General features: G+C 36.8%; 25 protein-coding genes and 1 pseudogene. 14 read left to right on the top strand and 12 right to left on the bottom strand.

The window, feature by feature from the left end; translation table 11 throughout:
• Positions 1-687, top strand: a complete 687-nt coding sequence (gene trmD, locus MM213_RS11425) for a tRNA (guanosine(37)-N1)-methyltransferase TrmD (RefSeq protein WP_241412394.1) — start codon at positions 1-3, stop codon at positions 685-687.
• Between the two features lie 92 nt (positions 688-779).
• Complete coding sequence (rplS, locus tag MM213_RS11420; protein ID WP_241273863.1) at positions 780-1151, top strand: 50S ribosomal protein L19; 372 nt, start codon at positions 780-782, stop codon at positions 1149-1151.
• A gap of 83 nt (positions 1152-1234) precedes the next feature.
• Here the strand turns inward: rplS and MM213_RS11415 are convergent, their stop codons facing one another.
• The 3 genes from MM213_RS11415 to MM213_RS11405 all read right to left on the bottom strand — a co-directional run bounded on the left by MM213_RS11415 (position 1235) and on the right by MM213_RS11405 (position 4446).
• Complete coding sequence (locus MM213_RS11415; RefSeq protein WP_241412392.1) at positions 1235-1702, bottom strand: YehS family protein; 468 nt, start codon at positions 1700-1702, stop codon at positions 1235-1237.
• A gap of 366 nt (positions 1703-2068) precedes the next feature.
• A complete protein-coding gene (locus MM213_RS11410; RefSeq protein WP_241412390.1) occupies positions 2069-2800 on the bottom strand; it encodes an SIMPL domain-containing protein in 732 nt (243 codons plus the stop codon).
• Between the two features lie 176 nt (positions 2801-2976).
• Positions 2977-4446 carry a M14 family zinc carboxypeptidase gene (locus MM213_RS11405; protein WP_241412388.1) on the bottom strand — a complete coding sequence of 490 codons (1470 nt, stop codon included), beginning with the start codon at positions 4444-4446 and terminating at the stop codon, positions 2977-2979.
• 68 nt (positions 4447-4514) lie between these two features.
• Here MM213_RS11405 and MM213_RS11400 point away from each other — a divergent pair, with 68 nt between their 5' ends.
• From MM213_RS11400 to MM213_RS11385, 4 genes are all read left to right on the top strand, one after another.
• Complete coding sequence (locus tag MM213_RS11400) at positions 4515-5528, top strand: dipeptide epimerase (protein ID WP_241412386.1); 1014 nt, start codon at positions 4515-4517, stop codon at positions 5526-5528.
• Positions 5529-5687: 159 nt separating this feature from the next.
• Positions 5688-5936 carry a type II toxin-antitoxin system Phd/YefM family antitoxin gene (locus tag MM213_RS11395; protein ID WP_241412384.1) on the top strand — a complete coding sequence of 83 codons (249 nt, stop codon included), beginning with the start codon at positions 5688-5690 and terminating at the stop codon, positions 5934-5936.
• Positions 5933-6205 carry a Txe/YoeB family addiction module toxin gene (locus MM213_RS11390; protein ID WP_241412382.1) on the top strand — a complete coding sequence of 91 codons (273 nt, stop codon included), beginning with the start codon at positions 5933-5935 and terminating at the stop codon, positions 6203-6205. Before MM213_RS11395 ends, MM213_RS11390 begins: the two co-directional genes overlap by 4 nt.
• Before the next feature lie 15 nt (positions 6206-6220).
• On the top strand, positions 6221-6643 hold the full coding sequence (locus MM213_RS11385) for a secondary thiamine-phosphate synthase enzyme YjbQ (RefSeq protein WP_241412380.1): 423 nt from the start codon (positions 6221-6223) through the stop codon (positions 6641-6643).
• On the opposite strand, the gene MM213_RS11380 is transcribed toward MM213_RS11385, so the two are convergent.
• Positions 6644-7627, bottom strand: a complete 984-nt coding sequence (locus MM213_RS11380; RefSeq protein WP_241412378.1) for a TlpA family protein disulfide reductase — start codon at positions 7625-7627, stop codon at positions 6644-6646.
• Positions 7627-10032 (bottom strand): alpha-L-rhamnosidase-related protein, encoded by a 2406-nt coding sequence (locus MM213_RS11375; protein ID WP_241412376.1) that lies wholly within the window; start codon positions 10030-10032, stop codon positions 7627-7629. Before MM213_RS11375 ends, MM213_RS11380 begins: the two co-directional genes overlap by 1 nt.
• A 277-nt stretch (positions 10033-10309) precedes the next feature.
• Here MM213_RS11375 and MM213_RS11370 point away from each other — a divergent pair, with 277 nt between their 5' ends.
• The gene (locus tag MM213_RS11370) at positions 10310-11263 is read left to right on the top strand and encodes a Fic family protein (protein ID WP_241412374.1); all 954 of its coding nucleotides are present in this window, start codon (positions 10310-10312) and stop codon (positions 11261-11263) included.
• A 24-nt stretch (positions 11264-11287) separates the two neighbouring features.
• Here the strand turns inward: MM213_RS11370 and MM213_RS11365 are convergent, their stop codons facing one another.
• Positions 11288-11869, bottom strand: coding sequence for a hypothetical protein (locus tag MM213_RS11365; RefSeq protein ID WP_241412372.1), 582 nt, complete (start codon positions 11867-11869; stop codon positions 11288-11290).
• 145 nt (positions 11870-12014) lie between these two features.
• Between MM213_RS11365 and MM213_RS11360 the strand changes: the two genes are divergently transcribed.
• From MM213_RS11360 to MM213_RS11350, 3 genes are all read left to right on the top strand, one after another.
• On the top strand, positions 12015-13433 hold the full coding sequence (locus tag MM213_RS11360) for a DASH family cryptochrome (RefSeq protein ID WP_241412370.1): 1419 nt from the start codon (positions 12015-12017) through the stop codon (positions 13431-13433).
• Between the two features lie 219 nt (positions 13434-13652).
• Positions 13653-13856, top strand: a complete 204-nt coding sequence (locus MM213_RS11355) for a type II toxin-antitoxin system HicA family toxin (protein WP_241412368.1) — start codon at positions 13653-13655, stop codon at positions 13854-13856.
• The gene (locus MM213_RS11350; RefSeq protein WP_241412366.1) at positions 13853-14194 is read left to right on the top strand and encodes a type II toxin-antitoxin system HicB family antitoxin; all 342 of its coding nucleotides are present in this window, start codon (positions 13853-13855) and stop codon (positions 14192-14194) included. The genes MM213_RS11355 and MM213_RS11350 overlap by 4 nt, the downstream gene beginning before the upstream one ends.
• 283 nt (positions 14195-14477) lie before the next feature.
• Here MM213_RS11350 and MM213_RS11345 read toward each other — a convergent pair whose 3' ends face one another.
• From MM213_RS11345 to dxs, 4 genes are read right to left on the bottom strand one after another with little or no spacing between them, the layout of a single operon-like run.
• Positions 14478-15236 (bottom strand): alpha/beta fold hydrolase, encoded by a 759-nt coding sequence (locus MM213_RS11345; RefSeq protein ID WP_241412365.1) that lies wholly within the window; start codon positions 15234-15236, stop codon positions 14478-14480.
• Positions 15237-15265: 29 nt separating this feature from the next.
• Entirely contained in the window at positions 15266-15499 is a 234-nt protein-coding gene (locus tag MM213_RS11340; RefSeq protein ID WP_241274357.1) for a DUF2442 domain-containing protein, read from the bottom strand.
• Positions 15477-15713 carry a DUF4160 domain-containing protein gene (locus MM213_RS11335; protein WP_241412363.1) on the bottom strand — a complete coding sequence of 79 codons (237 nt, stop codon included), beginning with the start codon at positions 15711-15713 and terminating at the stop codon, positions 15477-15479. Before MM213_RS11335 ends, MM213_RS11340 begins: the two co-directional genes overlap by 23 nt.
• A 3-nt stretch (positions 15714-15716) precedes the next feature.
• Positions 15717-17633: a 1-deoxy-D-xylulose-5-phosphate synthase gene (dxs, locus tag MM213_RS11330; protein ID WP_241412361.1), complete on the bottom strand. Its 1917-nt coding sequence runs from the start codon at positions 17631-17633 to the stop codon at positions 15717-15719.
• A 189-nt stretch (positions 17634-17822) separates the two neighbouring features.
• Here dxs and MM213_RS11325 point away from each other — a divergent pair, with 189 nt between their 5' ends.
• From MM213_RS11325 to MM213_RS11315, 3 genes are read left to right on the top strand one after another with little or no spacing between them, the layout of a single operon-like run.
• Positions 17823-18572 carry a segregation and condensation protein A gene (locus MM213_RS11325; protein WP_241412359.1) on the top strand — a complete coding sequence of 250 codons (750 nt, stop codon included), beginning with the start codon at positions 17823-17825 and terminating at the stop codon, positions 18570-18572.
• Between the two features lie 3 nt (positions 18573-18575).
• A complete protein-coding gene (locus MM213_RS11320) occupies positions 18576-19631 on the top strand; it encodes a lysylphosphatidylglycerol synthase transmembrane domain-containing protein (RefSeq protein WP_241412357.1) in 1056 nt (351 codons plus the stop codon).
• 22 nt (positions 19632-19653) lie between these two features.
• Positions 19654-22122: a bifunctional UDP-N-acetylmuramoyl-tripeptide:D-alanyl-D-alanine ligase/alanine racemase gene (locus MM213_RS11315; RefSeq protein WP_241412355.1), complete on the top strand. Its 2469-nt coding sequence runs from the start codon at positions 19654-19656 to the stop codon at positions 22120-22122.
• Positions 22123-22238: 116 nt separating this feature from the next.
• On the opposite strand, the gene MM213_RS11310 is transcribed toward MM213_RS11315, so the two are convergent.
• Together MM213_RS11310 and MM213_RS11305 are read right to left on the bottom strand one after the other, a co-directional pair.
• Complete coding sequence (locus MM213_RS11310) at positions 22239-23147, bottom strand: hypothetical protein (protein ID WP_241412353.1); 909 nt, start codon at positions 23145-23147, stop codon at positions 22239-22241.
• Between the two features lie 568 nt (positions 23148-23715).
• A pseudogene (locus MM213_RS11305) lies at positions 23716-23907 on the bottom strand (MFS transporter); the annotation flags it as partial.
• 264 nt (positions 23908-24171) lie between these two features.
• Between MM213_RS11305 and MM213_RS11300 the strand changes: the two are divergent.
• Positions 24172-25308 carry a DUF4221 family protein gene (locus MM213_RS11300; protein ID WP_241412351.1) on the top strand — a complete coding sequence of 379 codons (1137 nt, stop codon included), beginning with the start codon at positions 24172-24174 and terminating at the stop codon, positions 25306-25308.
• Positions 25309-25316 lie beyond the last annotated feature (8 nt).

Genomic DNA, 25316 nt, shown 5'->3' with positions numbered 1-25316 from the left:
ATGCGTATAGACATCATCACAGTTGTTCCCGGGTTGTTAGATGGGCCATTTGCACATTCCATTCTCAAGAGAGCGGAAGAAAAAGGCCTAGCTGAGGTAAGGGTTCACAATTTGAGAGAATACAGCACAAGTAGACAGAAGCAAGTCGATGACTATGCATTTGGAGGCGGTGCTGGTATGGTCATGATGATAGAGCCTATTGCGCGTTGTATCCAGGCACTACAAAGTGAAAGGGAGTATGATGAAGTCATTTACTTGACTCCTGATGGAGAGACATTTGACCAGTCTATGGCCAATGAACTTTCTCTAAAAGGAAATATGATCATGCTCTGCGGACATTACAAAGGTGTGGATGAAAGGGTGAGACAGAGATTCATTACAAGAGAAATCAGTATTGGAGATTTTGTCCTTTCGGGAGGAGAATTGGCAGCGGCAGTTTTGACTGATGCCATCATCCGATTGATACCTGGAGTACTCAATGACGAAACTTCAGCATTGACAGACTCATTTCAGGATGGATTATTAGCTCCACCGGTATATACCAGACCAGCGGCTTACGATGGGATGGAAGTGCCTGAGATTTTACTTTCAGGCCATCAGGCAAAAATCGATGATTGGAGGTTTGAGCAATCGGTTCGCCGTACCAAAGAAAGAAGACCCGACCTGATGGAAGGCAAAGATTTCTAATAGGCGATAACAGCATCAAGCGTTAAAATAAATGAATTCAACAGAAGACTGCACCAAGGTGTAGTTGCTACAAGCACATAAAATACAAAGCTATGAGCGAACTAATTAAATTTGTAGAAGCGGAATATAAAGAGCTAAGAGCTTCTTTCCCTTCTTTCAAGGCAGGTGATACCATCAATGTTCACGTAAAGATCAAAGAAGGTAACAAAGAGCGTGTTCAGCAGTTTCAAGGTACTGTAATACAAAGAAAAAATGTAAATACTAACGGTGAGACTTTCACTGTAAGAAAAATCTCTAACGGAATCGGCGTGGAAAGAATTTTCCCTATCCTTTCTCCTTCAATCGACAAAATTGAATTGCTAAGAGAAGGTAGAGTGAGAAGAGCTAGATTGTTCTACTTGAGAGGACGTCAAGGCAAAGCTGCTAAGATCAGAGAAAAAATCAGAGTGAGAAAAGACGCTTAAGGTGTCTTTATCTCCAATTAAATAAGAGAGGAAACCCTAAAGGTTTCCTCTCTTTTTTTTTGCTCCAAAAATGGATTTGAAAATCAATTCTCACTTGGCCTATATTTCTCTTGCAAACCCCTCAAAAAATTCCTCAATACCTGATCTTTGCAAGGTCTGTATTGGCTTTGTTCAGGTTTTCTAAATAAGGCACTGAGTTCATGTTTTCCAAATCTGAAACCTATCAAGTCCAAAGTGTCCAAAATTTCATCATCTTTCATGTTCATTGCAATTTTCAGTTTCCTAAAAATCGTATTGTTGTTCAGCTTTTTTTCTGGGAGGGGTTGTTCACCCTCTTTTTTTCCTCTTTTTTTGACAATCAAACCATTCAGAAACGCAGCTAAATCTTTGTCATAGATAGGTTTGCTTTCGGGATCATCTTCTTTTTTGAGCCAGTCACTTACTTCTGGTCGGCCAACTTCCAATGTTCCCAATCCAAAAATTGAAATCATTTCATCATCCGAGAAATCAAAAGTATAACGCAGGCTTCTTAATATATCGTTATTTGTCATGTGTGCTTTTATTTCGGAATTATTTTATTAACTAGCTTATGTACATCTTACTGTTCTCCTATGTTGAGCTTTTAGGAAATTATTAACACAGAGAAATCAAAGGTAGTACAAGGATTTTCACAAATTTCACTCATTTGGAGTAAACTTCTTTAGTCGGCTCTATCCAAATCAAAACGATCTTACTTCAACCCTAAGGTAATTTAGTTCTCTACTAAAATCTGCAAAATGTTAATCTAATATTTTGAATTATGGTGATAAAAAACCTTCCAGATTTCATTTATCTTATTGTAATAACTAATTGATTGTCAATAAAACCTGAAAGGTTTGAGGATTTTTGTTGCTTTTAAAATAGCAAAAATCCAATTCCTACTTCACCCTGTAGCTTAACCTCATTGTGATAGAAGCAGTTTTTTCTTTAGAGCTTGTATTGAATGTGCCTCCCCAAGAATAGTCTTCTGCCGAATTTTGCCCTGTGATCTGGAAGATTCCCATATTGGCAGAGATCAATTGTCCCAGTTTTGACCCAGAATTTTCCGCGATCCTCTCAGCTCTTAGCCTTGCATCTTCTGTTGCTTTTGAGATCATTTCTATTTTGAGGCTTTCCAGCTTTGTGTAATAGTACCTAGGAGGCTGAGAATAAAATTTGACACCCTGAAGAAGAAGCTCTGTGATTTCTCTGGAGATTCGCTCGACTTTATCGACTTCGTTGGACTCGATCTGAATAGATTGATTCAATTGGTAGCCTAGAAAAGTCTGTCCCATATAATTACCACTACTGTTGTAATTCTGCTGGTATTGCGGATTGGTATTGACTGCCTTAAAAATGATCAGTTCCTTTGGAATTCCTTTGTTGACTAGATAATCTGTGACTGCTTTACGGTCCTTTTCCAAATCAGCATAAGCGTCCTTGATTTCATAGCTTTCTCTGCTAAAATTCCCTTCCCACACAACCAAATCAGAAGAGAAATTCTGCTCACCAAGTCCAGTAACATCCACTGTACCTGATTTTTTATTTCTGTTGACAATAGAATTGCCCAATATTGCGGCGGAAATGATGATAGCCAATGCAAAAATGGCGGCTGTTAGGTGTTGTCTCATAAGTCTGGGTTAAATACATCAAAGTTTTTCTAATATACCTGTAAGGTTTTTTGGCGTCTTAACTGACGCCTTACATTGGGAAGTGAGCAATTTGTAAAGATTAATTTTGATAGATCTCACTCCTCAAAGATGCTGTATAGAATTATTTATTCAAATTTAAAGATAATATTGTGGATTTATAAGGCTTTCATGCGATATACCTGATCTTTTTTATTTAGCAAATCGATCAAGAAGCCATTTACTACAGCATGTTTTAATCTTCCATTTTCTTCCAAAAAGAAATTTGGATTACCTCCAGTTTTGATACCAAATGGAATCTGGTCTTTTTTTGACAAAATCAAAATCGGCACATTATACAGTTCATTTTCATTAATGTTTTCAACTCGCACGGCTAAATATCCCTTTTGCAACAACTCCAAGGTTTTTTCTTCTGTGATTTCTTCGATTTTGGAAAATGGCGTTTCAAAAATTTTACCTTCGACAACATTCAATCCGCTTGCATCCAAAGTTTCATAGCCATAAAAAACAGACAGATCACCCAAGTCATCGATGCTCCCATTGTTGTAATACCCTTCACTCGTTTCATATTCTCTTCTTCTAATCCCCATGTCAACTTGATGTGGATAGTCAGATTGGCTCAAACTCAAGTTTTTAATGATCAAGTCCATTAGCTTCAGGTCATTGTCAGGAATTGAGAAATAATCTTCAAGCTCGTAATTTTTGTATGCTTCGTCCGCAATTTCTGTCAATGCGTGAAGCAGTAGCATAAAATTCAATTTCCGGATTTCCTGCTTCTCAGGGTCATTTGCCATGCCGCCCGATTCTATCAAAATTGTGCTTGTGCCCCATTTTTGGAAATTATCACCAAAGGCTCTGGGTTCAAAAGCATCATCATATTTTCCAACTTGCCCTGGGATCACTTCCTGCAAAAGGTTATTGATGCCAACAATTACTTGCATTGCTTTTTCCCTAACATCATTTACTTCTGTTTCAAAGTTGTAGGCAGGAGCCAAAACTGATATACTGGCTGGTTTTTCTGTTTGGGATACGTTGTAATATATCTGCTGATCATGTAAGTTGAATCCAAAATGTGGAGAGAAGGTATCCCTTGCATTTTTCAGGATTTTGGACTCAGGAGAGGTGAGAGAAGCAGCATCCCGATTGAGGTCAATATCTAGCGTATTTCTTCTTTTCCATTGGTTCATTCCATCCGGATTCACCACCGGAATTATCCTTAACGTGATTTTTGACAATATTTTTTCCCTCACTGCTGTAAAAGCATCTTCTTTTCCTTCCATAAAATTCATCAGGTCGAAGAGCGCCATGGTTGCTGTACTTTCATTTCCATGCATTTGTGACCAAAGCATTACTTTGGTGTCTCCTTTGCCAGTAGTCAATTGATAAATAGGTCTGCTTTCAACTGATTTACCGATCTCTTCAAGTTGAAAAAGAGGCTCTCTCTTTGTGATCAAATCTGTGATTGATTCATATTTGAATCTTCTTTGATTGATTTCTTTTTGTCTGAATTGTTCATATGCTACTTCTAAATCGCTGACGTCGATATTTGTCGCATATTCTACTTCGCCACTACATGCCAAAACAATAGTCAGCATTAAAATTTGCAGTGTATTTTTTAAAGTCTTCATAAGTGAATGGTTATCTTTAGCTAAATTTAGCCAAATTTATTTTATCTCATAATTCAAATAACCGACACATGAAACTTTCTTTTTTTGTTAGAGACCTTGAACTCAAGCATACCTTTACTATCGCGCATCAGAGTAGAGATGTGCAAGATACCGTCATTGTGAAGCTTGAGCACGAAGGCCTTTATGGCTTGGGTGAGACGACTACCAATCCTTTTTATGGAATGACGCAGGAGAATATTTGCGAGTCACTAGAAAATGCAAGGGATTTAGTAGAAAATGGAAAGTGGGAAACGCCTGAAGAACTTTGGGCATTGTGTAAAAGTATTTTTGAAGCTAATCCTTTTGCCCAGTGTGCTTTGGATATGGCTGCTTGGGATATCTTTACCAAGAAAAAGGGAAAAAAACTATACGAATACTTAAACTTGAACCCAAAAGATATTCCTTTGACCAATTTCACCATAGGGATAGATTCTGTTGAGAAGATGGTCGAAAAGATGAAAGAGGTTGACTGGCCTTTGTATAAAATCAAACTTGGGACTCCACATGATATGGAGATCATCAGGGAGCTTAGAAAGCATACGGATTCTCCCTTTAGGATCGATGCAAATTGTGCTTGGACTGCAGACCAAGCCATCTTGTTTTCTGATGAACTGAAAAGGTTGAATGTGGAGTTTATGGAGCAGCCTTTGGGCAAAGATGATTTGGAAGGGATGAAGGAAGTGTATAAATACAGCAAATTGCCTGTGATCGCAGATGAAAGTTGCATCGTGGAGTCTGATGTGAAAAAATGCCATGGGCTATTTCATGGAATCAATGTGAAGTTGGTAAAAGCTGGAGGAATTACTCCTGGATTAAGAATGATTGCAGAAGCAAAAAAATTGGGAATGAAAACAATGGTAGGCTGCATGACTGAATCTTCGGTCGGCATCACTGCAATTGCCCATATTGCTCCGCTGTTGGATTATGTTGATATGGATGGAGCCATGCTTTTGAAAAAGGATATTGCAAGAGGGGTTGTGATCACTTCGGATTCTATAGTTTTTCCTGATGGGAGTGGGATTGGGGCGGAGATGGTGGGTTAATATTAATGGATTGTTAGCTTTGGATATTTAGGCTTTATTTTGAAATTCTGTTAAAAGTGTGAATAACTTTAGGAGTATTTTCCTTTGAAAAAAATACTTGGTCTCGAACTTTTATTCATATATTTATGTACTTTATTGTGTACACAAAAATATGAGGTTATGATAGTTATTAATTCTAGGGAATTTCGGGAAAATCAAAAGAAGTATTTCGATTTAGTAGATCAAAATGAGCGAGTAGTCATCAAAAGAAAAGATAAGTCGTATGAATTGACTTCTAAAATAAAAAATGATAGATTCTTTGATGATCCCAAAATCAAAGAGAGAATTGAAAAGAGTTTGAAATCTCTTCAAGACGGAAAGGGAGTTAAGTTGAGTGATCAGGAGCTTAAGGATTTATTTGGATTATGACCTACGAAATCATTTTTTCACCTGAGGCTATAGAAGATATTAAAAAGCTCAAAAAAGCAGGAAATGTTACGCTTTTAAAAAAGCTTTACCATTTGATTGAGGAGTTGAAAATACATCCAGAAACTGGCACTGGTAAACCAGAAAAGCTTAAGCATAGTAAATCGGGCCTTTGGTCTAGAAGGATTAATCAGGTTCATCGTCTAGTATATAGGATAGATGGTGAAAAAATCTCAGTAAGTATAATTGGCGCTTATGGACATTATTTTTAAGCTATTAACTAGAAAATGAAACTTTACCAACAAGAAATTCAGCTAAAAAATTATCCAAGAGGGTATCATTTGATCACAGAGATTGTGGAAAATGGGATTCCAGAAATCAGTCAAATACAGGCAGGAGTGCTTCAGGTTTTTATAAAGCATACTTCAGCTGGTCTGACTATCAATGAAAATGCTGATCCTACAGTCAGAAGGGACTTTGAAACGTTTATCAATGAGCTAGTTCCGGAGAGTTATCCACGGTTTATCCACACTTATGAAGGGTCAGATGATATGCCTGCGCACTTAAAAAGCAGTTTTTTGGGAAATAGTCTTCAAATACCTATAACAGGTGGAAAACTTAACCTCGGAATTTGGCAAGGAATTTATCTATGTGAATTCAGAAATCATGGAGGCCCCAGAGAGCTTGTTTTGACAGCTTTTGGGATTTGATTATTCGAGGTTTAAACGTGCAATTTTTCTTTTAATCTTTCCATATGAACCACCTTGAAATTGATCTATGACTTCACCATTCTCATTCAGAAGTATAAAAGTGGGATAGGTGTTGATTTGATTTATTGTAGATACAAAATTTGTAGGGTCCCAAAGAGAAAGCCAAGTGATTAACTCCTTTTTGTAGATTGGGTTGTTGTTCTCAAAAGTCTCTTTTGTTTTGTCACTATAGATGCTAATCACATTAAGTTTTCCTTCATAAAGGTCATGGACTTCTCTAAGCTCTGGAAGTGCTTTTATACATCCAGCGCAACCACTAAATGTAAATTCAATTAAGGTGGGCTTACCCTTCAAGTCTTCTAGGTAGACGATTTCTCCCTTTTTATCTTCTAAATCAAAGGCGGTAAACATTTCCCCTTTACCAGATTTGCTAAACTCTCTTTTGAGAAGATCACTTTCTAGCTGTTGGTAAGATAGATTTTCATGAAACGATGTGGGGATTTTTTCTATAAGTGATTCCAAAACGTCTGTTTCAAGCTGATTGCTAATTGAATTTAGATTAGCTAATGAAACCAGACTACCTAGATTAGATTCAATGATTTCAAGTTTTGAATCCAAATTTCTTGCTAGACTTATTTGATCTTGAAGTTTTTGATATTCATTTACTGGATCAATGTTGATTTGAAAAGGATCTACTGTTCCAGTTATGGTATATTCACCGGGTACAATCCAAAAGGATTTTCTACCTAAAATTGTCCCTCTTTTAGTTACCTTCAATAATGATATTTGTTCTAAAATATCTACTTCAAAACCAGTCTTTTTTTCACTCAGATCGTTTGATTCGTATCCATTACCACCCATATTCAGTTTGAAAAGCTCGTTCTTCTTTAACTTCCCTTCTAATTGAAAATCAAGAATTGCATTTTGAGAAAATGAGTTTGAAATTGATAAGAAGGCTAAAATCAAGGAGAGGAAAGGCTTCATTAGAGTGTAATTTTAAACGAAATCGATTTGCCAGTGCTTGAGTACGTTCCCTTTTCTACAGAATCAAATGCTGTGTCGTTGAGTTTGATTGACTTTGCAGGATAAAATGAAGGGTCTAAATGTATTTCCCAATCTCCATTCTCTTGTATGACTTCAATTAGAATCTCGTTACCTTCTTTTTTGAAATCCATAGAAATACTGTTGTCGGCCATAATTACATTTTCGATTTTGGCTGAATTCCAGGAACTTGGCATTTGAGGTTTGATGTGGATAACTTTATTTTGAGCATCTGGGTTTATCCCAAAAAACTGTGTCACCAAAGGAACCGCATAGCTGTAGAGATTCCAAGCCTGTGCCATCATTCCATAGTCGGGCGATACTTCATAGATCGACCCAGGGAGTGCAAATCCGAAGGATTTGGTCATTCTTTGTAAGTAACCCAAAGCTTCATCAGGTCTTCCATAGTTGTTCTCTGCAATAGCTTGGACACCTGTTGGCAAAGTCATCACTGCGCCAGTGTATGAAAAGACTTTACTCCCTTCAAATTTTCCATCAGCAGATTCGGAGGCTTCATCTCGATCTATTCCGGTAACGAACACCCCAAAAGGATTTACGAATTTGCTTCCCTTGTTTAGGGCTTTGATTGCCTTTTTTTCTTCTGCTATTCCCATTTCCATAGGTGTATTGACCACCCAATTATGGAAGAGAACAAATCCTTGCTTTTTGTTTCTTGGATATGTGGATAACCTCTGTTTAGTTGCTTTCAGCTCCTCTACCGCCCAAGGCTTTTGAAGTGTATCGGCTCTTACAATTGCCGCATCTATCAAGTGCAGTGCCTCAGATGTAGTACCAATGAAATCTGCGTAAGAGTTGTATTCCTCAACCCAAAATTCCTTGTTGATTTTTTCTTTTAGCAAATCAGCTGTATGTTGATAACTCTCAGCCTGTTCTGTTTCACCCATGATTTTCGCCATCTTAGCAGCATCAGCAAAGGCCTTTTGGGTGTAAACAGCCACATCGATCATCTCCGATTCAAGTCCATGGATTTCCATCATTCCATATCCATCAGGGAAAAGATTGCCATCCTGATCATTTTCTTCCATTAGCCATTTCAAACCTTTCTTAATGAAAGGATAATACTTTTCCAAAAACACTTTGTCTCCAGTCCATTGGTAAACCCAATATATCAAGGATGCGAACTGCGGAGTTTCGTTGATATTTCCAGGGTTGAAAATCACACCATTGGAACTTACTTCATGGATGATTTTGCCGTTTCCATTTGTTTCAGATAGTTTGTGGATAAGTTCAATTGTGCTATAGACCAAATCTTTTCTGCCTGTAGCTATTGCACCTTTGAGCGTATATTCATTGTCCACACCAAACCACCATGGGTAATCTGGCATTCCTGCTCCCAAGCCTCTTCCTATCTCTGGGACATCTCTGACTAACCATTCTGTATTATATTTGACCCATTCAAAAGCCAATTCGAGTTCTTTGTCTGGAATGGTTACTCTTGATTTGGAGGCAATTTTTTCATAATGTTCGATTTTTTCCTTCAAATACGTGTCCGCATGCTTTGACAAAAGATCGTAGGTTTTTTCTGCTGAATCCTGATCTTTGTATGAACCAGCTATAAAAAATCGGATGGTATTGACCTTTCCAGGCTTTACTGTAATTGTATATTTGAGATTGGCCGATACACCGTTGCCTTGTGGTTCATATAGGCAAGAAATGTCGATTCCCTCTTCTTGAATTCCGTCTTGATTTGAACCGAAGAGTACATACCAATCATTTGAAGCATCTTTTCCCCTCCACGCTTTCCGTGATTCATCAAAAGTTAAGTTATCCACATCGTCGATCATTCCGGCCCTATCACCAAGCCAAACAGGCATTAAGTCAGTATGTCCTGTAAAATTGAAATCAAATGACTTTTTTTCATCTCCATTATTACTAAATGAAAACTCGATGACCATTCCTTCTATTCCCTCAGGAACAAACTGGAATCTCTTAACTTCTAGTTCGGGGATTGTAGATGAAAAAATATGCTTATTGCCAAAAGGGTAATTTATGAATTGATCAGCTCTATCAAGGCAATATGAGCTTCCCTCAATCTGAATAGAATTTGTAAAACCGTCCATCAATTTGATTGGGTGGTTCCAAATCCCCCCCATTTCTCCTTCAACATGCCATCCCAAATCAGGAAAAGTCCCATCTTGATGGCCAACCATGTAAACCCGGTCTCCAGCTGTCACATAGGGGGAGTTGAGATATTCTTTTTTGCCACTAAGATTTGAATGATCAGCATAAAGGTCTTCGAGATTTACTTTAGGCGGTTCGGATTTGCATCCGAATAACAAAATACCTAAAAAAATGAAGTAAGGATTACTTAGGGTTAATTTATTCATAAGGAAAGATTTAAAACTCAACAATAAAAGTAAGTCTTATGCCTTAATTATCATACTTTATCATTTCAATTTTACAGTTAGTCATCAAATTTTTAATGTTAGGTTTAGTATTTGATCTTTAGATTATTGGAAGTGCTATTTCCAGTTTTCTTTATACTTGGAATTAATTCTATTGATCAGAAGTGTGATTTGTTGATATATTATTCTGTAAAAAAAAATCGGGTAAAATGTAATTTAAACTTACCGATGTTTAGAAGAAAAATCGTACCTTTGGGGTATGAGATATAATTTTGATATAGGGCAATTGGGTGAAATCACCTTACAATTGATGCAATCAGTGCATAAGAAAAAGCAAAGATTGGATGAATTCCGTCCTATTCCGTATGCGTTGCTTGCCAATATTAGAGAAAACTTGAATGTAGAATGGACTTATAATTCCAATCACATTGAAGGAAATACGCTCACACTGCAAGAGACCAGGATGGTGCTTGAAGATGGGATTACAGTGGGTGGCAAATCATTAAATGAGCATCTGGAAATTGTAAATCACAGAGATGCTATAGACTATGTCGAGTCTTTGGTATCATCAGATTATAAGCTTACTGAAAGAGACGTTTTGGATGTACACGAGTTGGTTCTCAATAAAATCCAAAAGGATTTTGCTGGAAGATTTCGTACGGCTGGTGTTCGTATTGGAGGTGCTAATTTTATACCGCCCAATGCGCTAAAAGTGCCTGATTTAATTACTGATCTTATTGACTGGGAGAATACTAGTAAAATGGATATTCTTGAAAAAGTCACTTTGTTTCATCATCGGTTTGTGTGGGTGCATCCTTTTTTTGATGGGAATGGGCGTACGGTTCGGCTGCTAATGAATTTACTCTTAATGAAAGAAGGTTTTCCTCCTGCGGTGATATTAGGTGTGGATACAAAGCGCTATTACCAAGCTTTGAATTTAGCTAACAATGGTAACTTTGATAAGCTGCTGTTTCTTATTGTGCAAGCTGTCGATAGGTCGCTTACCATATATTTAAACAGTTTGGAGGATACAACGGGTGATTTTGATGCCATTTCCAATATAGTAAAAGAGCCTGAAGTGCCTTATGGTCAGGAATACATCAGTTTGTTGGCACGCCAGGGAAAAATAGAAGCGTACAAAGAGGGTCGTGTGTGGTATACCTCCAAAAAATCAGTTCAAAATTACCTAAAAGATAAAAAAGGGAAGATTTAAGATTTCTTCCCTTTTTAATTTTTATTAATCTTCCCAGCCCCAAGGAGTTGGTGGAGTATCTACTTCTTTGGTCAAGTCAAACTTTACATTTATTGAAGAGTCGTTGTTGATTCTTCTTAAGTTGTAAGAAAATGTAGTGTCGTCCAAAGTTATCCACCAAATATTTGTGGCTGCATAAGGGATCAAGCTTGTAGTCTCTTGGTCGGCAGGGAAAAATTGAACCTTCGACATGCCTGTATTGCTGCTTGTTCCCCCATATTGAGTCACTCTGTCTTCAGTACCGTCTTCATGCCTGTGATCATGTTTCAGCTTGATTACATCTCCTTCTTCCATTGTCAAAACCCATGTTCTAGAATGATCATCACCTACATGAAATGGAATTGTGATTTTGCCATCTTCGCAGGTTCTCACATGCATCACTAATTTTTTACCATAGAATTGATCATTTTCAGAGGCATTGATCATTTCTCCTTCAAAAGATTTTCCACATAGTTTGGTCAAATTTTCCCAAAACGCCAAAGAGCCTTTTCCTTGTTCCATTTGTGGTCGCTGGGCTAGCAGGTTTGTAGAAATAAGAGTCAAGGCAATAAATACTAGTTTCTTCATTTTATGGTTGTTTGCATTTAAATTGGTTACAATGTAAAATTTATTCTTGTATAAATAGGGTACAGGAAAAGTTTACAAGCGTCAAGTAAGGGAAAATATTTCGAATTACCCAAACACTTTATTTGAACAGCTTGTTATTAATCTAATGAAGTACAAGCGTACATTAGTTTGGTTTAGGAATGACTTAAGGCTGCATGATAATGTAGCCTTATTTTCCGCTATAGAAAAATCCGAAGAGATTATTCCAGTTTATTGCTTTGATCCAAGGCAATTTAGGATACTTGATTTAGGCTTTCCAAAAACGGGAAGCCATAGATTAAGATTTTTAATTCAAGCTGTGGATAACTTGAGAAAAAATCTAAAGGAATTAGGCTCTAATCTTATGATTTTGCATGGAAAACCAGAAGAATTAATCCCTGAGGTTACCAAGGAATATCAAATTGATGCTGTTTATTTCTCTGAAGAAGTAACATCAGAAGAGATAGCGGTAGAAAAAGCGCTAGAATCCTCGCTATGGAAAATTGGTATTGAGGCAATCACCTTTTGGCAAAGCACCTTATTTCATTTGGACGATTTGCCGTTTCCGATTAATCAAACACCGGAAGTATTTACTCAATTTAGAAAAGAATGTGAGAAATTTTCTGAAGTTAGAAAGCCTTTACCTACCCCAGAAGTTATCAATTCACCTAAAATAAACTGGAGAGAATTTCCTGATCTTTCGAATTATGAAATTGGTAAAGTGCCTGTTTCCCCCCGTGCAGTAATGGAATTCAAAGGGGGAGAGGATGCAGGTATAGCTAGGATAGAATCTTATTTTTGGGATAAGGATTGTCTGAAAACATATAAAGAAACCCGAAATGGTTTATTGGGTGCAGACTATAGCAGTAAATTTTCGCCTTGGCTTGCATTAGGTTGTATTTCCCCGAGATTTATTTTCGAAGAAGTAAAAAAGTATGAAAGTGAGCGAAAGAAAAACCAATCTACATATTGGATGATCTTTGAGTTGATTTGGAGGGATTACTTCAGATTTATTGCAAAAAAGCATGGGCGGAAGATATTTTTGGTTTCTGGAATCAAAGACAATGTGGATAACTGGGTTAGAAATGAACAACTTTTTTGGAAATGGGCAGAAGGGAAAACGGGTATTCCATTTATAGATGCCAATATGCGTGAATTGAATGGGACTGGCTTCATGTCCAATAGAGGAAGACAAAATGTTGCCTCATTTCTAGTCAATGATCTCAACATTGACTGGCGCTGGGGGGCATCGTATTTTGAAAGCCAACTGATAGATTATGATGTTTGTTCCAATTGGGGCAATTGGATGTATGTGGCTGGAGTAGGCAATGATCCAAGGGAAAACAGATATTTCAATATCCTCAAGCAAGGGAATAATTATGATCGAAAAGGAGATTATATTAGGCAATGGATTCCAGAGCTTCAAGCCATTCCAGGTTATGATATTCATCAGCCTTTCGAGTTATCCACAAAGCAGCTGAAGGAATATAAGATTTCACTTGGTGGTACTTATCCACATCCGATGGTTAAGATACCGAAGTTTTAATTTAATTAAACTGCAAAGGAACGCTAGGAAACGCAAAGGGAAGTTGACCCCTACTAAGCGTAGTTTTCTACTAAGTCTAAATATTTTTATTGATTTATGTATCCAAAGTTAGTATAATCTTCTCGTTAAAAATCTTGCATTTCAGTTTGTAAAATGCAACTATATTTGGTTACTTTGAGTTATGTCAAAAAAAGCTAACTTCTAAGTAGGTTTTTGAATATGCCATCAGACTTCCATTACGATGAGCTTGTCAAACTTCTTGGATATTTTGGTTTTGAAGAGATTAAAGTTGGTAAGACAGCTGGGTCTAGAGTTAGATTTCAAGATGAACATGGCACGCCAATTATGTTACATAAACCTCATCCAGACGGGATTATGAAGCTGTATCAACTCAAACAAATTAAGGAATTATTAAAACTATGAAACACCTAAATTATAGAGGATACACAGGAAGTATCGAATACAGTCCTGAGGATAGTATGCTATATGGGAAAGTACTTGGTATTAAGGGGCTTATTTCATATGAAGGAGAGACTGGAAAGCTTCTTGAAGAAGATTTTAAGTTGGCAGTAGAAAATTATTTATCAGATTGTAAACAGGAAGGTATTTCACCTGAAAAACCTTTTAAGGGTAGTTTTAATGTAAGAATTTCATCAAACTTACACCAAAAAGCTGCACTATTGGCCATGAAGGAAAAAACATCTTTGAATAATCTAGTAGCCGAGGCAATTAGATTACATATTGAAAAAGAGGTGGTATGATTAAGATGATACATAACATCATCTTTTCATTTATTCAGATGATATTTTTTATTTGCTCTGTAAAATGTAAAGTAGTCCATGATTATCATGAAAATTACAAATAATATTGATCCATAAACTTCTTGCATTTGCACCACATTTTCAAAATCAAATCGGATCATAAGAAAATAATAGACAACACCTGCAATTAAACCTATAGGAAGACTTAATTTAAGAAAATAGTTTTTGAAATTCGATTATCTTTTTAACTAAGTATTCTTTTTCATTACTTAAGTATTTGATGTTAGGCTTCTGCTAAAAAAGCCTGAATATATTCTAAACTTAACTCTTTCTCTTCAAACATTCCCATATGACCCACCTCTTCTAATTCATGGTAAGCAGTTGCGAAAGGTTGGTGAAGTTTGCTTACTTCAATTTTTACAGCTTGGTCTAACGTACCAGCTACCATAAATTTTTCTCCTGTAAAAGTTTTCCACACTTCAAACCTGTCTTTTCGATCACGCATAGCCTCAATATAGGCTAATACAGTTTTCTTTGGTGTCATTTTTCCATATTGAATCAAAGTTGCTATTTCACCTTCCAACATTTCTTGATGGTGGACAGCAAACAAAGGAGGGACAAAGGATTCGATAAATTTCTCCACTCCATGTTTTTTGACAAATGCTATGGTCTTGTTTCTTGTATGTTTTTTCTCTTCATCATCAGCAAATGCTGTGGAGTGAAACAATCCGATTCCTGCAAGTTCTGACCCAAGCAACTCAGCCATAGCTAAAGCAACATAACCTCCTAAGGAATGGCCTATGATGATTGGTTGCTTGATTTTGTTTATTTCCATCCAATCATGAAGGGTAACTGCTACTTCTTCAAGATTCAGTTGATCCATATGCAAAGCAGAGCTACCAAATCCAGGAAGATCAAGGCAGTAAACCGTAAATTCAGTGGATAACTGTGATGAAAAAGTTTTCCACATTTCTTTTGTCTCGCAAAATCCATGGAGAAAGATAATTGGTTTTCCCGTGCCTTGTTTGGTAAATGAGATCATATTGTAAAAATATAAAAGCCTTGCTGAATTTACAGCAAGGCTTCTACTAAAATATCTTCGTCTAATACTTCCCAGTGAATTCCTTCTCCATTTCCGATCAGTCTATATTGATTTAGTTCTTCAGTACTAGCTGATTTGAGTTTTCTAAACCATTCTAATGGTATCCCTATTTCTCTTTCATCATCGAGTAATACATAGAATTTGGTTTTGTCAAACCAGACCTTTTTTGCTAATGGAGATTTATGTATTACCGAAATATTCATACCAAGAGTCAATTAGAACCTCTATATTAATTTCAATCAATTTACTAATTTCTTTTAGTTCTTTTGAATTAAAACCTTTTGATTTTACGTTTTGAATTGGTTTAAGGTTAAACTTTGCAGTTGAATCTCCAGATTCTACATGAATATGAATTGGTTCATGATCATTAGAATAAAAGAAGAATCTTAAACCTCCAATTTTCAAAACCGTGGGCATAAATCAATCTCTAACCTGAACCTCAACCATCTCCCTCACAGCCTCAGCTATTCCTTCAGGATCAAAGCCACACTCTCTATGCAACTCAATTTGCTCTCCGTGCTCTACGACTCTATCTGGTATACCTAATCTCTTCAATTGAGCTGAATAACCATTATCAGTCATCCATTCTACTACTGCTGAACCAAATCCGCCCATCAATGCTCCATCTTCTATTGTGATTACCTTCTTGAATTTTCCGAAGATTTCATGAAGTAACTCTCCATCCAAAGGTTTTACAAAACGCATGTCGTAATGTGCAGGGCTCAAGCCTTCCTTTTCCAAAGATTCACAAGCTTCCACAGCATAGTTACCAATATGTCCAATGGTCAGAATGGCAACTTCTTCACCTTCTTTTACGATTCTTCCCTGACCAATTGGAATATTCCGCATTGGTGTTCTCCACTCAGGCATGACACCTTGGCCTCTAGGATATCTTATAGAAAACGGACCTTTAAATGTAGATGCCGTAAACATCAGGTTTCTCAATTCTTCCTCATTCATAGGAGCTGAGACTACCATATTTGGAATACACCTGAAATATGGAATGTCATACGCACCATGGTGCGTTGGGCCATCTGCTCCAGCAAACCCAGCTCTATCCAAGCAAAGGACTACCTGAAGATTTTGTAGCGCAACATCATGAACAACCTGATCATAGGCTCTTTGCATAAATGTGCTATAGATGTTACAAAAAGGAATCAAACCCTGTGTAGCCAATCCTGCTGAAAAAGTAACTGCGTGTTGTTCTGCGATGCCTACATCAAATGCCCTCTCAGGCATCTCGTTCATCATAATATTCATGGATGAACCAGATGGCATAGCAGGTGTCACACCCATTATTTTATCATTTTCCTTTGCCAATTCCACCAAAGTATGACCAAAAACATCTTGGTATTTTGGTGCTTGGGGTGCTGTTGGTTTCTTTTTGTAAATTTCTCCAGTTACTTTGTCAAATAGCCCTGGAGCATGCCATGTTGTTTTATTGCCATTTTCCGCAGGAGCATAGCCTTTTCCTTTTACAGTGACACAATGTAAAATTTTCGGTCCAGGTATATTTTTCAAATCTGAAAGCACCTCGACCAAATGATTCACATCATGACCATCCACTGGGCCAAAATACCTGAGATTTAGGGATTCAAATAAATTGCTTTGCTTTAGTACAGTTGCTTTGATAGCTCCTTCAACCTTTGAAATTACTTCTTGTGCCGATGTTCCAAATTTGCTGAACTTGCCTAGAAGGTTCCAAACTTCGTCTTTTACCTTGTTATATGTATGCGAAGTAGTGATGTCAGTCAAATAATCCTTTAATGCACCAACATTCGGATCTATAGACATGCAATTATCATTGAGAATGATAATCAGATTTGTGTCCGAGACACCAGCATGGTTCATCGCTTCGAAAGCCATACCGCCTGTCATTGACCCATCACCAATTACAGCTACATGCTGCTTTAATTTGTCTCCTTTGTATTTGGAAGCCATGGCCATACCAAGAGCCGCAGAAATGGAAGTGCTTGAATGGCCTACTCCAAAAGTATCGTATTCACTTTCATTTCTTTTAGGAAACCCAGAAATGCCCCCATAAATCCGATTTGTATGGAATTGGTTTTTTCGTCCAGTGAGTATTTTATGACCATAAGCTTGGTGGCCTACATCCCAGACCAACTGATCTTCAGGTGTGTTCAAGACATAATGTAAAGCTACAGTCAGCTCAACAACACCCAAACTCGCCCCAAAGTGACCTCCATAAATAGACACATTGTCAACAATGAACTGACGAAGTTCGTCACTGATTTGTATAAGTTGGTCTTTGGAAAATTTTTTCAGATCTGCTGGGGAATCGATCTGTGCGAGTAATTTACCTGGGTTAATAATCATCAGCGATTTTTTTGTCTTATTAAAAATTATAAACTCTATTGAATGGGCTATTGTTTTGAACTAGTCAAGATTCAAGCCAAAGCGTATTCATGAAAAGCTTTTATCCTAACCGGGGTTTAATTTAGCATTAATTTAGATATCTTTGAATGCTATTGTGCTGCAAAATTAAGATAAAATAAATAGTATCCAGTGAGTTTCGAAATCAAATTACCACTTTTCGAAGGACCGTTCGATTTGATGCTCTTCTTTATAGAGAGAGATGAGTTGGATATCTATGATATTCCCATTTTCAAGATCACCAATGATTTCCTTGATTATCTTCATCATTTGGAGAAAATGGAGATAGAAGTTGCCAGCGAATTTATTCTCTTTGCAGCTACTTTGATGAAAATCAAATCCAAAATGCTGATTCCAAGACCAGAAATCAATGAACTTGGAGAAGAAGTGGATCCAAGAGAGGAACTGATCAGACACTTGTTGGAATATAAAAAGTATAAATCCGTTATTGGCGATCTTTCTACCTTGGAAGTCAATCAGTTGGCAAAAGAGAAAAGAGGAAATATTGTGGCAGAGTTGAAGCAATTATCCAAAGTGGATGATGTAGAGGCGGAGATGCAAGATTTGGATTTATATAAACTATTGAAGGTCTATCAGAAAGTGATGGCGAAATTTTCTTCAAGAGTAGATGAAACAAAGCACACGGTGATTCAGTATCCTTATTCTATCGAACAGCAGAAAAACTTTGTGATGGATAAAATTAGTTTCAGGGATAAGGTTCCTTTTACAGAATTTATAAACTACAAACCAGATAAAATTTTTGTGATCTATACTTTCTTAGCCATCTTGGAACTTCTCCAACTTTCTGTGGTTACTATCAGGATTGGAGAGGGATTTAATAATTTCTGGGTAGAAAAAACAGAGCCGGTATCTTTGGCTTAGTGTATGAAGTTAGACAACAAGAAGATTTTTGAAACGCTTAATCCAAATAAGGTTTGGGTTCCTGTCATTATTGGCTTAGGAATCGTATTTCTAATGTTTTACTTGGATCCAAGTGTCAATGCCAAAACCTTAAGAGGTGTATTTGACGCATCTTATGTTGCCATTTTGGTAGCGATCTTGGTGATCTTGTTTAGAGATCTTGGCTATATCTATAGAATAAGAGCCATTACAGACAAGGAACTTACGTGGAAGCGTGCGATCTATGTGATTATCCTTTGGGAATTTGCTTCCGCAGTGACTCCTTCCGTTGTGGGAGGGACAGCAGTTGCTATTTTTATTTTGAATAAAGAGGGGATCAAATTGGGTAAAGCCATTGCTTATGTCATGGTCACGGCAATATTGGACAATTTATTTTTTGTGATTGGTGCTCCTATCATCTTGTTTTTTGCACAAGGAAATATTTTCCCAGCAAGTAGGGTAATGGAAATGAAGCTCGGAAGAAGTTTGGAAATTCTTTTTTGGACGAGTTATGGACTTTATGCGCTGTATTCTATAGTGATGGCAGCAGCCTTGTTTTATAGACCTAGGGTTTTCAAATGGGTTTTGCTAAAGATTTATTCTATCAAATGGCTTTTGAAGTGGAAGCGCTCGGCAAATGAATATGGAAATCAAATCATAGAAGCTTCCAGAGAGCTGAAAGGTAAAAATTGGAAATATTGGCTGCCAATCATAGCAGTGACTATCTTCATATGGAGTTCCAGATACTTGATGCTAAATGCACTGGTGGCAGCTTATGAAACTTTAAGTATAAGCGAACATGTGATTGTATTTGCCAGGCAAGTGATCATGTGGATTGTGATGATGATCTCTCCAACCCCTGGAAGTAGCGGTACCGCTGAGTTTTTCTTTGCTCAATTCTTTACTGAGTTTTTGTCGGGATATACTTTTGTGACAAGTATCTTGTGGAGAATGCTTTCTTATTATCCTTATTTGATTCTGGGAGCGATTTTCCTTCCGAGATGGATCAAGTATGTATATTTCAAAAAGAAAGAGCTTTAATTTAACTTTCTTAATCAATTCCATGATTCAGGCAATTACAACCAATCAAATCAGAAAAATAGTTGGGGATCAAATGATTTCTAACGGCGAAGCTGTATTGATTCAGCATGTAATTATTGATTCAAGATCAATGGTTCAGGCTGAGCAAACACTTTTTGTAGCATTATTGGGAGCAAAATTTGATGGGCACGATTTTATCCCTGAGCTCTATGAATTGGGTGTGAAGTGTTTTTTGGTAAAAAAAGGCTACAAAGAACCAAAAGCCTTATCGGGGAAATTGGACTTGATTTTTGCAGAAGATACTAAGGTAGGTTTACAGCTGTTGGCAACTTTCCAAAGGGATCTATTTCAATCTCCAGTCATTTCAATTACTGGGAGTAATGGGAAAACTATCATCAAAGAATGGCTGGGCCAAGTGCTGGCCCAAAAATATGCCGTTGCCAAAAGTCCAAAAAGCTACAATAGTCAAGTTGGAGTTCCACTCTCAGTTTTTGGAATTTCTCCATATCATCAGGTAGCCATTTTAGAAGCAGGAATTTCGAAGGTAGGGGAAATGGAAATCCTCCAAAAAATAATCAAACCCGATATCGGGATTTTCACCAACATCGGAACAGCTCACGAAGATGGCTTTTCTTCAATAGCTGAAAAATTAAGAGAAAAGGCTTTGCTCTTTGAAGACTCCAAATATGTTATCTATCGAAAAGAACATGATCAGATTTCAGAATACTTAGAGTCAGCGTTTGATGGCGAAAATTTGATTTCCTGGTCCGATCAGCCAGGTGCAGATTATACTTTGACGATCAAAAAAGACGCTGAAAAAACCAAAATCCTTTTGATCAAACCTGATATGGGAATGTTTACTTTTCAGGTACCATTTTCAGATGTAGCATCATTGGAAAATATCCGACATGTGATAGTGGCTTCACTTACGCTTGGAATGAAAGCCAAAGATATCCAAGCAGGGATCAATCATCTCAAAGCTGTGGATATGCGCCTGACGCTCAAGTCAGGTTACAATGAAACTTTGATCATTGATGATACTTACAACAATGATTTGGCAGGATTACGGCTTGCCTTGGACTTTATGGCTGCACAAAGGCCAAAAAACAGAAAAGTGGTATTTCTTTCTGACTTTATGCAGGTCGGGCAACCTGGCGAAGTTTATCAAGAGGTAGCCCAATTGCTAAAGCATTATGGAATTGATTTGCTAATTGGTGTTGGAGAGACGATTCAGGTTTTGGAAGGAGAGTTGCCATGCCAAACATTGTTTTATCAAAATACGGAAGATTTACTTGCAGAGCTCCAAGAGGATCATTTTGACAATGACCTGATCTTGGTTACAGGAGCGAGGATCTATGGATTTGAGCGTATAGTGAATAAGCTACAGCAAAGAATTCATGGAACTACACTTGAGATCAACCTCAATGCCTTGACCCACAATTATAATTTCTATAAAACCAAAGTTCTTCCCCAAACCAAAATCATGGTCATGGTAAAAGCTTTTGCTTATGGAGGGGGTGCTACCGAAATCGCCAATCACTTGCAGCAGTTGCGAGCAGATTACCTGGCTGTTGCATATACTGACGAAGGGGTTGCTTTGAGAGAAGAGGGAATCACTTTACCGATTATGGTTCTGAATCCAGCACAGGAATCTTTCCATCTGCTTGAGAAGCATGATTTGGAGCCGGTCGTTTATAGTCCTCTTTTTTACAGACAACTCGGGAAATACTGTAGAACCCATCAGGTCTCGATGAAAATCCACCTTGATTTGGATACTGGTATGCATCGGTTGGGATTTGACCAACAGCAATTAGGGGAATTGAAGGAGTTGGTGGAAATGTTCCCTGAATTGATTGTAACAAGTTTGTACACCCATTTGGTAGGTGCAGATGAGGCCGTTCATGAAGATTTTTCTTTGCAGCAGCTAGAACTTTTCTCCCAAATGTGCGAGCAAGTTTCTGAATACTTAGATCACAAACCATTGCGCCATGCACTCAATTCCGCTGGAATCATCAGATACCCAGACTACCAATTCGATATGGTAAGATTGGGAATCGGATTGTATGGAGTTGAAGTGAATGGGATTTTTGATCAAAAGTTAAGACCAATATCTTCGCTCAAAACCACAATATCCCAAATCAAGCATTTAGTAGCTGGCGAAAGTGTAGGCTATAGTCGCAAAGGCCAAATGGGAAAAAATGGGAAAATCGCAACGATTGCAATCGGATATGCTGATGGTTATGATCGAAGATTTAGCAATGGGAAAGGATTTGTCTTGATTCATGGAAAGAAGGCTCCAATCATTGGCAATGTCTGCATGGATATGTGTATGGTGGATGTATCAGAAATCGACACAAAAGAAGGCGATGAAGTCTTGATCTATGGTCCCGGCATCTCCCTCAAAGAATTGGCTACCAATATCGGCACTATTCCTTACGAGTTGCTCACCAATATCAGTAGTCGGGTCAAGAGAGTGTATTATTTGGATTAGAATTTTAGATTTTAGAGGGTAGATTTTAGATTTACGGTTAATGCAAAATGTAAAGCTTAGAGACAATTATATTGTGAATCAAGTTATAGAATAACAAATCCTTTAAGTGTAATCAACTATTTTTTTTGCAAGCTGAACCTGCTGAATTCTATTCTCTCGTCAGAAGATTGAAAGAAATTATTCATGTAAATATAATCACCAATTAAAACTGAATTCCTGAGCATTCTTTCAGAGTTTTTACCTAAAAAAGCTTCACTTATTAATTTTCCGTCAAAATTATATGCACTCAAATAGTTTTTACTTTCAGTTGAACTTTCTGAGTCGACAACAATATAATATCTATAAATGATTTCTTGTTCAAAATCCACTAAAGGGAAACCATAAAAGATAACACTTTCGTTAGGCTTTTCACCAAAAGGTACGGCTTTATCTTCCAACTCATAGGTAGTATTTAATCTGATTTTTCGTTTTTCATGCGTTTTTAAATTGTAGAAGAATAGTTCTCTAAAAGACACGAAGTTGTAAACTAACCAATCTCCTTTAAAAAAATAATTTGGGATTTCTGCCTGACCAACATATTTGTAATCAGTTTCAATGAGCTCTTTCGGGTATTCAATGTCTAAAATTTCGATCTCAACCGTGTCTTGGTTTAAAAATGCTATTGATGCAAATTGAGGGAAAACCGGAAATTCATTGTCATCAATTTTATTAGTTCTACCAATAGAAACTATGATTTTCTTACCATCTTTAAAATGTCCACCATTTGTTCGAATAAATAGCCCCTTACTTAATACCCCAAACTCTTCTTGAAGTTTATTGATTACCTTCTCAGTAACATCAACCTTTGATTGAATTTCTCCATTTTTGCGTATAAAAAAATATTGAAAAGGACCTTCTATCAAGTAATTGTCATCTAAGCCTAAACTGGGAGACCATATACCCCCTTTTATTCCTGAAGGCCCATCACCTTTGGGAATTTTCAGACTATGTACTAATACTTGATGATCTAGATCTAACTTTACCAAATTAAATAGTTCATCAACGAATAAATAGACTGGTTTTCCATTATCATAATCAACAGAATACCAGAAAAAAGTAGTAGAAAAGATATTGTCATTGAAATCAATTACTATTTTTTCCTCTAAGAATTCGTTAGGAATTTCATTTTTTGAAGTACAAAAACTTAAAATAAAAAGGAAACTGATTAATTTAATTCCGATTCGCATGAAGAATTATGTCCATTTGTTCAAACTTGGGATTGTCTTTTTTTCTAAAGAACCACTAATAACCCCACTAAGATAAATTTAATTATTAATGAAGCTATAAATAAGAGACTACAGGATAAACAGTTGATCTTTCAGAAGCGATAGAGTTTGAAATCTATGAAAGTTTAGTGGATTTTTTATAACGGTCAAAGAAGTGATTTTTTTATAGTTTTATCTAGGGTGAATATATATAAATATCACGATACCTTATTTTATAGTAATATTTTAAAATGATTGAAAAAATTGTAAATAAATAAAATTTCTAAAAATTTTTCATTCTTAAAAGAATAACAAACGCAGAGAAAACTGTCAGTCCACCGATGGTCAAAATAGACAATTCTATTCCGAAGGCATCTGCGATGATACCAGTTAAAATCGCTCTTATGGCAAACTCAATTTCTGCAATCTGCGGCAAAATACTTCGCTCCAAACCAAACTTCCCACCTACAAAGGCATTGATGATAACCAAGAGGGTGAATTGCTTCCAATTTTCTTTGAGTCCTAATTTAACTTGCTTCATGGATTTAATAATTCATCCATAAAGGTGTGAGGTTATAGCTAGTATTTTATGGAACTCTTGTCACATTTGGATTTAGCAGAATCAAGAATATCAAAGAAGATGTTAATTTATCCAAAGAAATATATGATTTTTTAAAAGTGTAGTTTATATTAGAAGGTGGTTTAGTTAAGTGATTGGTGGGACTTCAATTTTGCTACCTCAAAAAAGTAATGTTGGGACTGAATCGTTATCAGTATTTATCCAAATATTATAAATTATCACTTTATGAAAAAATTGATTTTCGCAATATCCATTGCTTTTTTGGCTTCATGTGGCGGAAGGGATGTAGAAACTTCCGGTAATTCCTACGATGACATTCAAATTTCCATGGATACTGTAGTCGTGGATTCCAAAGATGAAATCCTGATGGCTGCGACTGGCTACTTTAGATTTCCAGTGAATTCTGATCATAGCAAGCTTTATTATTGGGATGGTAGATCTGCGAATTTGGAAATCATAGATTTGGACAAACTTGAGTTTGTTGAAAAGAAAAAGCTTGAGACTGAGGGGCCAGATGGCGTTGGACAAAATGCCTATCAAGCATTTATGGTTGGAGATAGTCTGCTCGCATTGAGTGACTGGAATCAAGTGGCAATAGTTGATTTGGAGGGAAATGTACAACAAAGGATCAAACTGAATGAAGACTGGATAAAGGAAGGTTTGGATGAAAAGGGGTCTTTGGCAGTGCTTGGTTTCTCAGACGATGGAAATTTGATGTACTGTGGAATCACTAATTTTTCAAGGTTGAATTCCAATATAGTGAAAGTGGACTTGAAAAATAAAACTACCCAATTGCTTGAGTTGCCCGAGTATGACAAAAGAGAAAATTTTAGGGTAACACATAAGGCAGAATCAAATGGAGGCACTTCCATGTCTATGATTTCTCCGAATCTTCTTTTTGAAAAAAATTTCGATAATGTTATTTTTTGGTCAGATGCATTCAATAATATCTACGTCTATGATTCCAAGACTGATTCTTTGAAATTTGAAATGATTACGAGTACACTTACTGCCAACGAGAAAATGGGAACCTACAAAAACGATGTTGCTTCCCACGAAGCGATGATCGAGGAAGTGGAAAAAATCAATTTGGAAGTAAGCTTTTCGAAGCTATTGTGGGATGATAAAAACAATGTCTATTACAGATTTTCATCCTATAACTTACCCAAGATAGCTGACGAGAAGACAAAGGGAAAGGTTTTTTTCAGCATCATCAACGAAAACTTTGAAATGTTGGCAGAAAAGGAAGTGTCGGATGTTTTTCGAACAGTACCCTCAGCTCAATTTGTCAAAGATGGTTTGATCTATTGTTTTCTCAACGTGGATGATGAATTAGGTTATGTACGTATAAAAATCAATTGACATTTATG

It is taken from the genome of Belliella alkalica (assembly GCF_022549785.1).
GTDB lineage: Bacteria > Bacteroidota > Bacteroidia > Cytophagales > Cyclobacteriaceae > Belliella > Belliella alkalica.
The sequence above is the reverse complement of the archived record's forward strand: the minus strand, read 5'-3'. Positions and strand labels throughout refer to the sequence as shown.

Bases quoted from the DNA above. Each gene is read 5' to 3' on its own strand.
- MM213_RS11390 (WP_241412382.1), top strand. From the start codon at position 5,933: ATGACCTACGAAATCATTTTTTCACCTGAGGCTATAGAAGATATTAAA.
- MM213_RS11350 (WP_241412366.1), top strand. From the start codon at position 13,853: ATGAAACACCTAAATTATAGAGGATACACAGGAAGTATCGAATACAGT.
- MM213_RS11370 (WP_241412374.1), top strand. From the start codon at position 10,310: ATGAGATATAATTTTGATATAGGGCAATTGGGTGAAATCACCTTACAA.
- MM213_RS11365 (WP_241412372.1), bottom strand. From the start codon at position 11,869: ATGAAGAAACTAGTATTTATTGCCTTGACTCTTATTTCTACAAACCTG.
- MM213_RS11315 (WP_241412355.1), top strand. From the start codon at position 19,654: ATGATTCAGGCAATTACAACCAATCAAATCAGAAAAATAGTTGGGGAT.
- MM213_RS11300 (WP_241412351.1), top strand. From the start codon at position 24,172: ATGAAAAAATTGATTTTCGCAATATCCATTGCTTTTTTGGCTTCATGT.
- rplS (WP_241273863.1), top strand. From the start codon at position 780: ATGAGCGAACTAATTAAATTTGTAGAAGCGGAATATAAAGAGCTAAGA.
- trmD (WP_241412394.1), top strand. From the start codon at position 1: ATGCGTATAGACATCATCACAGTTGTTCCCGGGTTGTTAGATGGGCCA.
- dxs (WP_241412361.1), bottom strand. From the start codon at position 17,633: ATGATTATTAACCCAGGTAAATTACTCGCACAGATCGATTCCCCAGCA.
- MM213_RS11320 (WP_241412357.1), top strand. From the start codon at position 18,576: ATGAAGTTAGACAACAAGAAGATTTTTGAAACGCTTAATCCAAATAAG.
- MM213_RS11360 (WP_241412370.1), top strand. From the start codon at position 12,015: ATGAAGTACAAGCGTACATTAGTTTGGTTTAGGAATGACTTAAGGCTG.
- MM213_RS11345 (WP_241412365.1), bottom strand. From the start codon at position 15,236: ATGATCTCATTTACCAAACAAGGCACGGGAAAACCAATTATCTTTCTC.
- MM213_RS11335 (WP_241412363.1), bottom strand. From the start codon at position 15,713: ATGCCCACGGTTTTGAAAATTGGAGGTTTAAGATTCTTCTTTTATTCT.
- MM213_RS11400 (WP_241412386.1), top strand. From the start codon at position 4,515: ATGAAACTTTCTTTTTTTGTTAGAGACCTTGAACTCAAGCATACCTTT.
- MM213_RS11410 (WP_241412390.1), bottom strand. From the start codon at position 2,800: ATGAGACAACACCTAACAGCCGCCATTTTTGCATTGGCTATCATCATT.
- MM213_RS11355 (WP_241412368.1), top strand. From the start codon at position 13,653: ATGCCATCAGACTTCCATTACGATGAGCTTGTCAAACTTCTTGGATAT.
- MM213_RS11375 (WP_241412376.1), bottom strand. From the start codon at position 10,032: ATGAATAAATTAACCCTAAGTAATCCTTACTTCATTTTTTTAGGTATT.
- MM213_RS11340 (WP_241274357.1), bottom strand. From the start codon at position 15,499: ATGAATATTTCGGTAATACATAAATCTCCATTAGCAAAAAAGGTCTGG.
- MM213_RS11415 (WP_241412392.1), bottom strand. From the start codon at position 1,702: ATGACAAATAACGATATATTAAGAAGCCTGCGTTATACTTTTGATTTC.
- MM213_RS11395 (WP_241412384.1), top strand. From the start codon at position 5,688: ATGATAGTTATTAATTCTAGGGAATTTCGGGAAAATCAAAAGAAGTAT.
- MM213_RS11380 (WP_241412378.1), bottom strand. From the start codon at position 7,627: ATGAAGCCTTTCCTCTCCTTGATTTTAGCCTTCTTATCAATTTCAAAC.
- MM213_RS11405 (WP_241412388.1), bottom strand. From the start codon at position 4,446: ATGAAGACTTTAAAAAATACACTGCAAATTTTAATGCTGACTATTGTT.
- MM213_RS11385 (WP_241412380.1), top strand. From the start codon at position 6,221: ATGAAACTTTACCAACAAGAAATTCAGCTAAAAAATTATCCAAGAGGG.